The sequence below is a fragment of the Pseudonocardia phyllosphaerae genome (assembly GCF_046546475.1).
Taxonomy (GTDB): Bacteria; Actinomycetota; Actinomycetes; order Mycobacteriales; family Pseudonocardiaceae; genus Pseudonocardia; species Pseudonocardia phyllosphaerae.
In genome coordinates, this window is sequence record NZ_JBKGXS010000004.1 from 57,571 (window position 1) to 71,390 (window position 13,820).

The 13,820-nt window shown below is 71.5% G+C and carries 10 protein-coding genes and 1 pseudogene; 3 read left to right on the plus strand and 8 right to left on the minus strand.

Going from position 1 to position 13,820, the window contains the following annotated elements:
* Positions 1 to 8: 8 nt before the first annotated feature.
* Positions 9 to 1,829 (minus strand): proteasome ATPase, encoded by a 1,821-nt coding sequence (gene arc, locus ACLE50_RS10770; protein WP_410943317.1) that lies wholly within the window; start codon positions 1,827 to 1,829, stop codon positions 9 to 11.
* A 214-nt stretch (positions 1,830 to 2,043) separates the two neighbouring features.
* Positions 2,044 to 2,856 (minus strand): annotated as a pseudogene (locus tag ACLE50_RS10775) (tRNA (adenine-N1)-methyltransferase); the annotation flags it as partial.
* 623 nt (positions 2,857 to 3,479) lie between these two features.
* On the opposite strand from ACLE50_RS10775, the gene ACLE50_RS10780 reads away from it, so the two are divergent.
* Together ACLE50_RS10780 and ACLE50_RS10785 are read left to right on the plus strand one after the other, a co-directional pair.
* Positions 3,480 to 4,331 (plus strand): RecB family exonuclease, encoded by an 852-nt coding sequence (locus tag ACLE50_RS10780; RefSeq protein WP_410943318.1) that lies wholly within the window; start codon positions 3,480 to 3,482, stop codon positions 4,329 to 4,331.
* An 8-nt stretch (positions 4,332 to 4,339) separates the two neighbouring features.
* A complete protein-coding gene (locus ACLE50_RS10785) occupies positions 4,340 to 5,158 on the plus strand; it encodes a thioesterase family protein (RefSeq protein WP_410943319.1) in 819 nt (272 codons plus the stop codon).
* Between the two features lie 152 nt (positions 5,159 to 5,310).
* On the opposite strand, the gene hisG is transcribed toward ACLE50_RS10785, so the two are convergent.
* The 4 genes from hisG to metH form a co-directional block, all read right to left on the minus strand.
* On the minus strand, positions 5,311 to 6,204 hold the full coding sequence (gene hisG, locus ACLE50_RS10790) for an ATP phosphoribosyltransferase (protein ID WP_410943320.1): 894 nt from the start codon (positions 6,202 to 6,204) through the stop codon (positions 5,311 to 5,313).
* A gap of 58 nt (positions 6,205 to 6,262) precedes the next feature.
* The gene (locus ACLE50_RS10795; RefSeq protein ID WP_410943321.1) at positions 6,263 to 6,526 is read right to left on the minus strand and encodes a phosphoribosyl-ATP diphosphatase; all 264 of its coding nucleotides are present in this window, start codon (positions 6,524 to 6,526) and stop codon (positions 6,263 to 6,265) included.
* A 190-nt stretch (positions 6,527 to 6,716) separates the two neighbouring features.
* A complete protein-coding gene (locus tag ACLE50_RS10800; protein ID WP_410943322.1) occupies positions 6,717 to 7,418 on the minus strand; it encodes an HAD family hydrolase in 702 nt (233 codons plus the stop codon).
* The gene (metH, locus tag ACLE50_RS10805) at positions 7,415 to 11,080 is read right to left on the minus strand and encodes a methionine synthase (protein WP_410943571.1); all 3,666 of its coding nucleotides are present in this window, start codon (positions 11,078 to 11,080) and stop codon (positions 7,415 to 7,417) included. The genes ACLE50_RS10800 and metH overlap by 4 nt, the downstream gene beginning before the upstream one ends.
* A 157-nt stretch (positions 11,081 to 11,237) precedes the next feature.
* Here metH and ACLE50_RS10810 point away from each other — a divergent pair, with 157 nt between their 5' ends.
* Positions 11,238 to 12,131, plus strand: coding sequence for a PAC2 family protein (locus ACLE50_RS10810; protein WP_410943323.1), 894 nt, complete (start codon positions 11,238 to 11,240; stop codon positions 12,129 to 12,131).
* A gap of 48 nt (positions 12,132 to 12,179) precedes the next feature.
* On the opposite strand, the gene ACLE50_RS10815 is transcribed toward ACLE50_RS10810, so the two are convergent.
* Together ACLE50_RS10815 and mshC are read right to left on the minus strand one after the other, a co-directional pair.
* Entirely contained in the window at positions 12,180 to 12,542 is a 363-nt protein-coding gene (locus ACLE50_RS10815; RefSeq protein ID WP_410943324.1) for a DUF2237 family protein, read from the minus strand.
* Between the two features lie 28 nt (positions 12,543 to 12,570).
* Positions 12,571 to 13,809 (minus strand): cysteine--1-D-myo-inosityl 2-amino-2-deoxy-alpha-D-glucopyranoside ligase, encoded by a 1,239-nt coding sequence (mshC, locus tag ACLE50_RS10820; protein WP_410943325.1) that lies wholly within the window; start codon positions 13,807 to 13,809, stop codon positions 12,571 to 12,573.
* Positions 13,810 to 13,820: the final 11 nt, after the last annotated feature.

Below are 13,820 nucleotides of genomic sequence, written 5' to 3' on the forward strand. Positions count from 1 at the left end.
TGCCGGTGCTACAGGTACTGGCCGGTGTTCGACGCGGTGTCGATGGCCCGCCCCGCGGCGTCGTTCTTCCCGGTGACCAGCGTGCGGATGTAGACGATCCGCTCGCCCTTCTTGCCCGAGATCCGGGCCCAGTCGTCCGGGTTGGTGGTGTTCGGGAGGTCCTCGTTCTCGGCGAACTCGTCGACGATCGCGTCGAGCAGGTGCTGGACCCGCAGGCCCGGCTGCCCGGACTCGAGCACCGACTTGATCGCGGACTTCTTCGCCCGGTCGACGATGTTCTGGATCATCGCGCCGGAGTTGAAGTCCTTGAAGTAGAGGGTCTCCTTGTCACCGTTGGCGTAGGTGACCTCCAGGAACCGGTTCTCCTCCGACTCGTCGTACATCCGCTCGACGATGCGCTGGATCATGCCGTCGACGCAGGCCTTGCGGCTGCCGCCGAACTCGGCGATGTCCTCGTCGTGGATGGGCAGCGACTCGGTGATGTACTTGGAGAAGATGTCCTGCGCGCCCTCGGCGTCCGGACGCTCGATCTTGATCTTCACGTCGAGCCGGCCGGGCCGCAGGATCGCCGGGTCGATCATGTCCTCGCGGTTCGAGGCGCCGATGACGATGACGTTCTCCAGTCCCTCGACGCCGTCGATCTCGGCGAGGAGCTGGGGCACGATCGTCGTCTCGACGTCGGAGGACACACCCGAGCCACGGGTGCGGAAGATCGAGTCCATCTCGTCGAAGAACACGATCACCGGGGTGCCGGCCGAGGCCTTCTCCCTGGCCCGCTGGAAGATCAGCCGGATGTGCCGCTCGGTCTCGCCGACGAACTTGTTGAGCAGCTCCGGGCCCTTGATGTTGAGGAAGAACGCGCGACCCTCGTCCGGGTCGTCGCCCCGCTGCTTGGCGATCTTCTTCGCCAGCGAGTTCGCAACCGCCTTCGCGATCAGCGTCTTCCCGCAGCCGGGCGGCCCGTAGAGCAGGACGCCCTTGGGAGGCGCCAGCTCGTAGGTGGTGAACAGCTCGGTGTGCAGGAACGGCAGCTCGACCGCGTCCTGGATCTGCTCGATCTGCCGGGACAGACCACCGATGTCGCCGTAGGAGATGTCCGGGACCTCCTCCAGCACGAGGTCCTCGACCTCGGCCTTGGCGACCCGCTCGTAGGCGTAGCCCGCCCGCGAGTCGACCATGAGGGAGTCACCGGACTTGAGGGCACTGGTGCCCTCCTCCGCGCCGAGCTCGAACAGCGGCGCGGCCAGCCAGACCACGCGCTCCTCGTCCGAGTGGCCGACCACCAGGCCGCGGCCGGCGGTGCCGTCCTCGCCCGGGCGGTCGATGATCTCGCGCAGCGAGTAGAGGTCGCCCACCTGTTCGAAGCCCATGGCCTCGACGACGGTGAGTGCCTCGTTGAGCCGCACGGACTGGCCGCTCTGCAGCTGCTCGCCCTCCACCGCAGGCGACACCGGGACACGCATCCGGCGGCCGGAGGTGAACACGTCGACGGTGTCGTCGTCGTAGCGGCCGAGGAACACCCCGTACCCCGACGGCGGCTGGGCCAGCCGGTCGACCTCCTCGCGGAGCGCGACCAGCTGTCCCCGAGCCTCCTTGAGGGTCTCGGTGAGCTTCTCGTTGCGGGCGTTCAGGGCGGAGAGCCTGCTCGTGGTCTCGGCCAGGCGCTGTTCCAGCACACGGGCGTGCCGGGGGGTCTCGCTCAACCGCGCGCGCAGCGACGCGATCTCGCTCTCGAGGTGACGGATGTGCTCAGCGGCCTCAGCGTCGCTGAGATCGCGATCAGATTGGACGTCCTGCCTGCCGGGACCGTCGTCGTAGGGGTGGTTCACGGCAGCCTCCCTCCGTGTTCCGTCTCACCACGGTACCCGTAGGGGGTGACCGCGAAAGTGCGTCGAACCGGTGATCCGGGCCTCAGCCGGTCGGCACCATGTGGTCACTCTGCGGCTTCGTGGCCGTCACCGCCACGTCCACACGGATGGGAGTTTGTGAACTTCTTGTTTTCCGGCCCGGGCGCGTCGCGGCCCGGTGCCGTTCACCCGGTGATCACTTGGACTGCGGCCTGCGCTGCGGCCGGGGCGGGGTCACGCCGTCGGCCAGACGCCGTGTGGTCAGCAGGAACGCGGTGTGCGCGATCATCCGGTGCTCCGGCCGGACGGCCAGCCCGACGACGTGCCACGGCCGGATCATCGACTCCCACGCCTGCGGCTCGGTCCAGCACTGCATCTCGCGCAGCTTCTCGGTGAGCGCCGAGAGCTGGGTCGTCGTCGCGACGTAGCCGACGAGCACTCCCCCGGGCACCAGTGCGTCCCGCACGGTGTCCAGGACGTCCCACGGGGACAGCATGTCCAGCACGACGCGGTCGACCTCGCCGCGGAAGTCCCGGACGTCGCCGACGGTCAGGTCCCAGTGCGGCGGGCGGTGCCCGAAGAACGTCTCGACGTTGGAGAGCGCGTGCGGGGCGTGGTCGTCGCGGATCTCGTAGGACGTCACCGACCCGGTCGGCCCGACGGCCTGCAGCAGCGAGCAGGTCAGCGCACCCGAGCCCGCGCCGGCCTCGAGGACGCGGGCGCCCGGGAAGACGTCGCCCCACATCAGGATCTGCGCGGCGTCCTTGGGATAGATGACCTGCGCGCCCCGGGGCATGGACAGGACGTAGTCGGCGAGCATCGGGCGCAGCGCCAGGTACGGCGTGTTCGACGCCGACCGCACGATGCTGCCCTCGGGCTCACCGATGAGGTCGTCGTGCGCGATCTGGCCGCGGTGGGTGTGGTACGCGCCGCCGGTCTCCAGGACCAGCGTGTAGTGCCGCCGCTTGGCGTCGGTGAGCTGGACCCGGTCGCCGGGACGGAACGGGCCACCGCGGCGGGGTGGCTCCCAGACGGCCGCGCCGGGGGTGTCCGCGGTGTCGCCGGAGGCAGCGGCCTCGCCGGGAGCTGCGGTCTCGCCCGGGACTGCAGCCTCGCCGGGGACTGCGGCCTCACCGGGGACTGCGGCCTCGCCGGGGACTGCGGCCTCACCGTGAGCTGCGGTCTCGCCGGGCGCAGCCATCGGGTCGGCACCGTTCGCGGCCGGGGACGCGTCGGCGGGGGCTGTCGCGGGGGCTGTGGGGACGTCCCCGGGAGCGACGTCGGCGGAGGTCTCGGCGGAGCCGGGCTGGTCGTGCACGGACGACGACGCTAACGGCGCGTCCCGGCTCCCGGTCGGGCGGGGCTCCCCGTCGTCGCAGCCGTCGTCGCAGCACAGCGTTTCCGGCCGCAGCACATGCCGCAGCGTGTGCCACGTACGGAATCGGTCTGCCACGCCGGTTCCCGCGGGCGGGGGCACACCCCGTGGCGGGTCGCCACACCGGAAATATCGGGTGTGCCGACCGGGCCCGGGGTGTGTGGTGCGGCGCCGGGGTGTGGGAACGCCGGGGCACCGGGCGGTGCAGGCCCGCCGCGGCGGCGTCACTGTCGGACCCCTCGCCTAGCCTCGTCGTCGTGACCGCACCACCCGAGCAGCAGGCCGCCGAGCGGCGCGCACCGGCCCTGTCGCCGTCGCGCGCCGCGGACTTCCGGCGCTGCCCGCTGCTCTACCGGTTCCGGGCGGTCGACCGGCTGCCCGAGCCGCTGTCGCGGGCGCAGGTGCGGGGCACGCTGGTGCACGCCGTCCTGGAGCGGCTGTTCGCGCTCGACCCGGCCGCCCGCACCCCGGACGCCGCGCGGGCACTGCTCGGCCCGTGCTGGGACGAGCTGGCCGAGGCCGAGCCGGCGGCCACGGAGCTGTTCGCCACCCCCGACGAGCTCGCGGTGTGGCTGGACTCGGCTTCGGCACTGCTCGACACCTACTTCGCGCTGGAGGACCCGGCTCAGGTCACGGCGTCGTCGGTCGAGGAGCGGGTGGAGACCGAGCTGACCGGCGAGCAGGGCCCGGTGCCCTTGCGCGGCATCATCGACCGGCTCGACGAGGGCCCGGACGGCACCCTTCGCGTGATCGACTACAAGACCGGTGCGACGCCCGGTGAGGGCTTCGAGGGTTCGGCACTGTTCCAGCTGAAGTTCTACGCGCTGGCCGTGCTGCTGGCCCGCGGCCGTGTCCCCGACGAGCTGCGCCTGCTCTACCTGTCCGACGGCACCGCACTCACCTACCGCCCCGACGAGGCCGAGCTGCACCGCTTCGCCCGCCTGCTCGACGCCGTCTGGTCGGCCATCCGCCGCGCCGCACCGACCGGCGACTTCCGGCCGAACCGCGGCTCCGCCTGCCGGTTCTGCGACCACCGCGACCGCTGCCCCGCCTGGGAGGGAACGCCGCCGCCGTACCCGGGGTGGCCGGGCGCCACGACCGAGGCATGATCGACGGCGTGGAGACCACGACCGAGCCCGGCCCGTTCTACCTGCCCGACACCGCGAGCAGCGCTCCGGGCGGCACCGAGCACTTCACCGCCACCCATTGGACGACCGGCCCCTGGTTCGCCGAGGCCCAGCACATGGGGCCGCCGTCGGCGCTGCTCGCCCGCGCGCTGGAACGCGTACCCGGCGGGGAGGGCAAACGGATCGCGCGGATCACCGTCGAGGTGCTCGGTGCGGTCCCGTCCGGAGCGATCACCGTGTCCGCCGGCGTCGAGCGCCCGGGCCGCACCATCGAACTGCTGCACGCCACGATGAGCGCCGGCGGCCGCGACGTGCTGCGTGCCCGCGCCTGGCGGCTCGCCGCGAGCGACACCGCGGCCGTCGCGAGCGGCGCGGCCGATCCGCTGCCCGGCCGCGAGCACGCGACGATCCGCGACGAGCACCCCGACGGCTGGCTACCCGGCTTCCTCGACGCCATGGAGTGGGGCTGGCTCGACGGCGCCCTCGACGAGCCCGGCCCGGGCCGCGCCTGGATCCGGATGCGGGTCCCGCTGGTCGAGGGCGAGCCGACGACGCCGCTGGAGCGGGTCATGGTCGCTGCTGACTGCGCGAACGGTCTCGCCGCGCCGCTGGACGTGCGCGGCTGGCTGTTCCTCAACACCGAGCTGACCGTGCACCTGCTGCGCGCCCCGGCCGGCGACGGGGCGGTGGGGGTGTCCGCGCAGACCGTCGTCGGGCCGGAGGGGCTGGGCACCTGCACCGCCACCCTCTTCGACGACGACGGCCAGGTCGGCCGCATCACCCAGGCCCTCACCGTCCGCGCCCGCTGAGCCCGGCACCGCCGAGCCTCCGATCCACCCGGGTCACGGGGCTGCCGGCCCCGGACACCGCGACGGCCCGGCCCCGAGGGTGTCGGGACCGGGCCGGCCGGCGCTGGGGAGAGGTTCGGCGGGACGCCCGAGACGGTGCCCCGGAGGCTCGCTCAGCCCTCGTCGGTCCGCGGCGCCATCATCGCGCGGCAGGACCGGATCTCCGAGGTCAGGATGGCCGTCGCGCCGATCGTCGCGAGCTGGTCCATGACCCGGTTGGTGTCCTTGGTCGGCACCATCGTGCGGACCGCGACCCAGCCCTGCTTGCGCAGCGGCGACACCGTCGGCGCCTGCAGGCCCGGGGCCACCTTCTCCACCTGGGGCAGCAGGTCCTCGTGGCAGTCGAAGTCCATCATCAGGTACTCGCGGGCGAGCACGACGCCGCGCAGCCGCTCCGCGAAGACCTTCTTGACGCCGTCGATCTCGGGGTCCTCGGTGCGGTCCGGGCGCTTCTCGCGCTCGATCAGCGTCGCCTGCGAGGTGGCGATCGGCTCGCCGATGACCTCCAGGCCGTGCTGGCGCAGCGTCCGGCCCGAGGACACGACGTCGGCGATCGCGTCGGCCAGCCCGAGCTGGATGGAGATCTCCACGGCACCGTCGAGCTTCACGATCTCGGCGCCGATCCGCTTGCCCGACAGGTAGGACCGGACCAGCCGCGGGTACGACGTGGCGATCTTGCGGCCGTCGAGGTCCTCGAGCTTCCAGTCGTTGTCCACCGGGGCGGCGAACTGGAAGCGCGACTTGCCGAAGCCCAGCGCGATGAGCTCCTGGGTCTGGCTGCCGGACTCCTCCATGAGGTCGAAGCCGGTCACGCCCAGGTGCAGGTCGCCCTTGCCGACGTAGGTCGCGATGTCCTTGGGCCGCAGGTAGAAGAACTCGATGCCGTTGCCCTCGTCGACGATGCTGAGGTCACGCGAGTCGGTCCGCTGGCGGTATCCGGCCTCGCGCATCATCGTCGCGGCGGGCTCGGCCAGGGTGCCCTTGTTCGGCAGTGCCACGCGGAGCATGACGCTCTCCTGAATCGTTCGGTGCGGTCGTCGGTCGGGTCGTGACGGGTGCGGCGCGCTACAGGTGCTTGTAGACGTCCTCGAGGCCCAGGCCACGCTGGAGCATGATCACCTGCAGCCGGTAGAGGAGCTGTGAGATCTCCTCGGCGAGGGACTCGTCGCTCTCGTACTCGGCGGCGATCCACACCTCGCCGGCCTCCTCGAGCACCTTCTTGCCCTGGGCGTGCACCCCGGCGTCCAGTGCGGCGACGGTTCCCGACCCGGCCGGGCGCTCCTGCGCCTTGGCCGAGAGCTCGGCGAACAAGCCGTCGAATGTCTTCACGTGCATCGACCCCTTTCACCACCAGTGTGAAGGGTCCCCGGAACGCGGCGCGCAGCCACCCGGGGCCGTGGAGCCGTGCGGGCGGGCGACGTCGGCGGGTGGTTCACCCGCAGTGGCTGCCTGGTGACCCGCAGGACAGCCGGCGGCCGTTCGTCGCGGTGATCCGGCCGCTCGTGTGGGTGACGCCCGGTCAGGCCCGGGCGGTCACCTCGGCCAGGATCGCGGCCAGCTCGGCCGGCCCGACGCCGTCGAGGGTGTCGCGCTGCACGCGTCGCGGGCCCGCGGGCACGTCCAGCTCGCACGGCACGACGAGCACGGCGCAGCCGGCCCGCTCGGCCGCCAGCGCCCCGGTCGGCGAGTCCTCGACCGCGACGCACTCGGCCGGGTCGAGCCCGAGCAGCTCGGCCCCGCGCCGGTACGGCTCGGCGCCGGGCTTGGGATCGGACACCTCGTCCCCGCAGACGACGGCGGCGAAGTTCTCGTGCCCCATCGTCACCAGCGCGCGGTCGGCCAGCACCCGGATGGTGTTGGTGACCAGTGCGGCCGGGATGCCCTCGGCGCGCAGCGCGGTGAGCAGCTCCAACGCGCCAGGCCGCCAGTCGACGCCCTGGCCGAACAGCTCACCGGCACGGTCGTAGAGCCACTCCCCCGCCTGGCGGTACTCCCCGGCGGGCACCGCGGCCGGGTCGCGCCCGGCCTCGCGGAAGCAGATCCGCAGCGAGGAGTCCAGCGATCCGCCGACGGACTCCCGGCGGGCCTCGGTGGACAGCGGCGGCGCCCCGAGGTGCTTCATGAGGTCGTTGAGCGCGACCTCCCACACCTTCTCCGAGTCGACGAGCGTGCCGTCCATGTCGAGCAGGACGCCCCGCAGGGCCACGGGAGCCCCGGTCACGGCGTGTACCCCAGGTTCGGGCGCAGCCACTTCTCCACGTACTCCACGTCCTGGTCGAGGCGGCCTGCGTAGTCGCCGACCTGGTCCTTGCCGATGCGCCCGACGGTGAAGTACCTGGACTCGGGGTTCTGGAACATCATGCCGCTGACCGCGGCGGCCGGAGTCATCGCGTAGGACTCGGTGAGCGCGATACCCAGGTCGTCCGCGCCGAGCAGGTCGAACAGCGGCCGCTTGAGCGTGTGGTCCGGGCAGGCCGGGTAGCCGAACGCCGGGCGGATACCGCGGAACTTCTCCGCGAGCAGCTCCTCGAGCGGCTGGTCGGCGTCGGGCTCGAACCACTCGCGGCGGGCCTGCAGGTGCGCGTACTCGGCGAAGGCCTCGGCCAGCCGGTCGGCCAGCGCCTTCACCATGATCGCCCGGTAGTCGTCGAGGGCGTCCTCGTACTCCTTGGCCATCTCCTCGGCGCCGTGGATCGACACCGCGAACGCGCCCAGGTGGTCCCCGGAGGGCGCCACGTAGTCGGCCAGGCTGCGGTTGGCGCGGCCCTCGGGCTTCTTGGTCTGCTGGCGCAGCATCGGCAGCCGCACGTCATCGGTGTCCGGCGAGATCACGATGTCCTCGCCCTCGGCGTGGGCGGGCCAGAAGCCGTAGACGCCCTTCGCGGTGAAGCGGTCCCCGGCGATGATCTCGTCCATCATCGCGTTGGCGTCGTCGTAGAGCTCCTTGGCGACCGGGGAGTTCAGGATCTGCGGGAACTTGCCCTTCAGCTCCCAGGCCAGGAACAGGAACTGCCAGTCGATCAGCTCGCGGAGCTCGGCGATGCTCGGCGCGAGCTCCCGGGTACCGGTGAACTCCGGCACGGGCAGGTCGTCGAAGGAGACCTGCTCGCGGTTGGCGACGGCGTCCTCGAACGCCAGCAGCGGCTTGGACTCGCGGTTGGCGTGCTGCTCGCGCAGCCGTTCCTGGTCCTCGTCGTTGCGCTTGCGCAGCGCGTCGGCGCGGTCGTCGTCGAGCAAGTCGGAGACCACCCCGACGACGCGGGAGGCGTCGAGCACGTGCAGCACGTTGGCGTCGTACTCGGGGGCGATCTTGACCGCGGTGTGCTGGCGCGAGGTCGTCGCACCGCCGATGAGCAGCGGCAGCTTGAGCCCGCGCCGCTCCATCTCCGCGGCCACGCCGACCATCTCGTCCAGCGACGGGGTGATCAGCCCGGAGAGCCCGACGACGTCGGCGCCCTCGGCCACGGCGGTGTCGAGGATCGTCTGCGCCGGGACCATCACGCCGAGGTCGATGACCTCGTAGCTGTTGCAGCCCAGCACGACGCCGACGATGTTCTTGCCGATGTCGTGCACGTCGCCCTTGACCGTGGCCATGACGACCTTGCCGTTGCCGCGGGAGTCGATCTCCCCGCGGGCCTTGGCCTCCTCCTTCTCCTTCTCCATGAAGGGCTCGAGGTAGGCCACGGCGCGCTTCATCACGCGGGCGGACTTCACGACCTGCGGCAGGAACATCTTGCCGTCGCCGAACAGGTCGCCGACGACCTTCATGCCGTCCATCAGCGGGCCCTCGATGACGTGCAGCGGCTTGTCGGCCTGCTGCCGCGCCTCCTCGGTGTCCTCCTCGACGAAGTCCACGATGCCGTGCACCAGCGCGTGCTCGAGGCGCGCGGAGACGTCGTTCTCCCGCCAGGACAGGTCCTGCTTGCGCTGGGTGCCCTCGCCCTTGAACCGGTCCGCGGCCTCGACCAGGCGGTCGGTGGCGTCCTCGCGCCGGTTGAACAGCACGTCCTCGACCATCTCGAGCAGCTCGGGCTCGATGTCCTGGTAGACGACCAGCTGGCCGGCGTTGACGATGCCCATGTCCAGGCCGGCCTTGATCGCGTGGTAGAGGAACGCCGAGTCCATCGCCTCGCGCACCACGTTGTTGCCGCGGAAGGAGAACGACAGGTTCGACACACCGCCGGAGATGTGCGTGCCCGGGCAGCGCTCCTTGATCTGCGGGCAGGCCTCGATGAAGTCCTTGGCGTAGTCGGCGTGCTCGGACATGCCGGTCGCGATGGCCAGGACGTTCGGGTCGAACACGATGTCCTCGGGCGGGAACCCGATCTCGTCGACCAGCAGCTTGTACGCGCGCTCGCAGATCTCGACCTTGCGCTGCGCGGTGTCGGCCTGGCCGCTCTCGTCGAAGGCCATGACCACGACGCCCGCGCCGAACGAGCGCACGATGCGGGCCCGCTCGAGGAACTCCTCCTCACCCTCCTTGAGGCTGATGGAGTTGACGATCCCCTTGCCCTGCACGCACCGCAGCCCGGCCTCGACGACCGACCAGCGCGAGCTGTCGATCATGATCGGCCACTTGGCGACCTCCGGCTCGGTGGCCAGCAGGTTCAGGAACGTCGTCATCTCCTCGGCGGACTCGAGCAGGTCGGCGTCCATGTTGACGTCGAGCATGTTCGCGCCGCCGCGGACCATGTCCAGGGCGACGTCGAGCGCCCCGTTGTAGTCCTTGGACTCGATGAGCCTGCGGAACCGCTTGGAGCCGGTGACGTTGGTCCGCTCACCGATCATCACGAAGCCGGTGTCCGGGCCGATCTCGAAGCGCTCCAGGCCGGAGAACCGGGTCCGGTGGCTCGGCTCGACCGGGGTGCGCGGCGGCAGGCCCTTGACCTTGTCCGCGATGTGCCGGATGTGCTCCGGGCCGGTGCCGCAGCAGCCGCCGACGATGTTGACCAGGCCGGAGTCGGCGAACTCGCGCAGGTACTCCGCGGTCTGCTCGGGGCGCTCGTCGTAGCCGCCGAACGCGTTCGGCAGGCCGGCGTTGGGGTAGGTCGCGACGTAGGTGTCGCTGATCTCCGACATCGCGACGGCGTGCGGGCGCATCTCGTCGGCGCCCAGCGCGCAGTTCAGGCCGACGACCAGCGGCTCGGCGTGCGCGATCGAGGTCCAGAACGCGTCGACGGTCTGCCCGGACAGCGTGCGGCCCGACCGGTCGACGATCGTGACCGAGATCCAGACCGGCAGGTGCGGCGCGACGTCGTGCGCGGCGTGCAGCGCGGCCTTCGAGTTCAGCGTGTCGAAGATCGTCTCGATCAGCAGGATGTCGACGCCACCCTGGTCGAGCGCGGCGATCTGCTCGGCGTAGGAGTCGTAGACGTCCTGGTAGGTGACGGCGCGGTACGCGGGATCCTCGACCTTCGGCGACAGCGACAGCGTCACGTTCAGCGGCCCGATGGAGCCGGCGACCCACTTGGGCTCGCCGGTGGCCTCCTCGGCCTCGTCGGCGGCGGTCCGGGCGAGCTTCGCGGCCTCGACGTTCATCTCGACGACCTTGGACTCCAGGCCGTAGTCGGCCTGGCCGATCGTCGTCGCGGTGAAGGTGTTGGTCGTGGTCAGGTCGGCACCGGCGTCGAAGTAGTCACGGTGCGCCTGCAGGATCAGGTCCGGACGGGTGAGGTTCAGCAGGTCCGGGTCACCGTTGGTGTCCTTGTGATGACCCTCCAGCCAGTCCGCCTGGTAGTCCTCGGCCGACAGACCCAGCCCCTGGATGACCGTCCCCCACGCGCCGTCGATGACGCCGATGCGCGTGTCCAGCAGCTCTCGGAGCTGCTGAGTCTTCTTCTGTGCGTGCGCGACCCGCTCGTGGTCGGCCTGCCCCCGGGGGATGTCGCCTTCCGAAGAGGTGCTCACCGCGTGATCCGCTCCCGTCGTAGATGACACGCTGCGCCACGTTACCTGCTCATGTGTGAAGCCTCGGGTCCGAAGTGCCTCCGGCTGCCGTGTACGGCGGGGTTCGGCGGGACCGAAGTCGTAGGCTGGGGCGATGACCGACCGAGAGCCGAGCACCACGGGCAGCGGTGAGCCCCCCGCCCTGGTCGATCCGGTCCTCATCGCATCGTTCGAGGGCTGGAACGACGCAGGCGAGGCCGCGAGCACCGCACTGGAGCACCTGGAGCTCAGCTGGGACGCCGAGCCTCTGACCTCGATCGATCCCGAGGAGTACTACGACTTCCAGGTCACCCGGCCGCACGTGAAACTCGCCGGCGGGGTGACCCGCAACATCGAGTGGCAGACCACCCGGCTGTCCTGGGCGACCCTGCCCGGCACCGACCGGCACGTCGTGCTCGTGAACGGGATCGAGCCGAACCTGCGGTGGCGCTCGTTCTGCGCCGAGCTGGTCGGCCACGCGGAGCGCCTGGGAGTGACGAAGGTCATCACATTGGGGGCGCTGCTGACCGAGGTGCCGCACACCCGGCCGACCCCGGTGAACGGCACGGCATGGGACGCCGAGTCGCTCAAGGAGATGGGCATCGAACCCTCGAACTACGAGGGCCCCACCGGGATCGTCGCGGTGTTCCAGCAGGCCTGCGTGCAGGCCGGGATCCCGGCGCTGTCCTACTGGGCCGAGGTGCCGCACTACGTCTCGCAGGCGCAGGTGCCCAAGGCCGCCGTCGCGCTGCTGCACCGGATCGAGGAGGCCCTCGACGTCGAGGTGCCGCTGGGGTCGCTGCCGGAGAAGGCCGAGGAGTGGGAGCGGACCGTCTCGGAGATGGCCGACGCCGACGACGAGGTCCGCGAGTACGTCCGCCAGCTGGAGGAGCAGGCGTCGGAGACCGAGGCCGAGGAGACCGCGGCCGAGCTGCGCGACACCTCCGGCGACACGATCGCCGCGGACTTCGAGCGGTACCTGCGCCGCCGCGGCGGCCCCGATTCCTGATTCCGTGACGTCCTGACACCGTGAGCCGGTCGCACGCCGGCCCGTGCCTCAGCGCGGGACGGCGTGCGCCTTCAGGTCCTCGAGGTCGACCCACTCCAGGGTGCGCGCGTGCGTGGCCTCCAGGACCACCGGCGGCGCGGCGCCCTCGCGCAGCGCCTCGGCCCAGCGGCTCGCGCACAGGCACCACCGGTCGCCGGGCACCAGTCCGGCGAACCCGAACTGCGGGCGCGGGGTCGACAGGTCGTTGCCCTGCTCGCGGGAGAAGTCCAGGAACTCCGCGGTGACGCGGGCGCACACCGTGTGCACGCCCGCGTCCTCTCCGCCGGTGTCGCAGCACCCGTTGCGGTAGAAGCCGGTCATCGGGTCGGTCGAGCAGGACTCCAGCTCGCCGCCCAGCACGTTCTGCGCCATGCGCTACAGCCTCTCAGAGGCTGCACGGTCAGAGCCGCACGCCCAGCAGCGCGTCGAGCGCGGCCCGCACCTGTCCCGGCGCCGCGGGGTCGGTGCCGCGGCGGGTGAGCGCCTCGTCGACCCACGCGTCGACGGCGGCCAGCGCGCCCGGGGTGTCCAGGTCGTCGGCGATGTGGGTGCGCAGCTTCGTGACCAGCTCGGCGCCGTCCGGGCCGGTGTCGAGGTCGACGGCCTCGCGCCAGCGCGCGACCCGCTTCTCCCCCGTGGCGTGCACGTCGTCGTCCCAGGAGCGGTCGGTGCGGTAGTGCCCGTCGAGCAGGGCGACCCGGATGATGTTCGGGTCGACGCCGGCGTTGCGCAGCTTGGACACGAACACCAGGTTGCCCTTGGACTTGGACATCTTCTCGCCGTCGAGCCCGATCATGCCGGTGTGCACGTAGTGCCGGGCGAACGGGTGCTCGCCGGTCAGCGACTCGGCGTGCAGCGCACCGCACTCGTGGTGCGGGAAGATCAGGTCCGAGCCGCCGCCGTTGAGGTCGACCTGCGGGCCGAGCCGGTTCAGCCCGATCGCCGCGCACTCGACGTGCCAGCCCGGGCGGCCTGCTCCGAGGCCCGACTCCCAGGACGGCTCGCCCGGGCGCGCCAGACGCCACAGCAGCGGATCGAGCGGGTGGCGCTTGCCCGGGCGGTCCGGGTCGCCACCGCGCTCACGGGAGAACTGCAGCATCGTGTCCAGGTCGTAGTTCGACTCGTAGCCGAAGTGCCCGGTGGCCTCGATGTCCTGGTAGACGTCCGGGTACTCCGGGTCGTCGAGCCGGTAGGCCGCGCCGGAGGCCACGAGCTTCTCGACGAGCTCGGCGATCTCCGGGATCGCCTCGACCGCGCCGACGAACTGGCGCGGGGGCAGCACCCGCAGCGCCTCCATGTCCTCGCGGAACAGCGCCGTCTCGCGCAGCCCGAGCACGACCCAGTCGTCCTGGTCGCGCTCGGCACGCTCGAGCAGCGGCTCGTCGATGTCGGTCACGTTCTGGACGTAGTGCACGTCGTGGCCGAGGTCGCGCCAGTACCGGTTGACCAGGTCGAACGCCAGGTAGGTGGCCGCGTGGCCCAGGTGCGTCGCGTCGTAGGGGGTGATCCCGCAGACGTACATCGTCGCGGTCTCACCCGGTGCGGTCGGGCGGACCCGGGCCGTGGCGGTGTCGTAGAGGCGCAGCGGAGGTCCGCTGCCCTCCAGTGCCGGGACGTCGGTCGGGGCCCAGGTCTCCATGCGGTCAAACC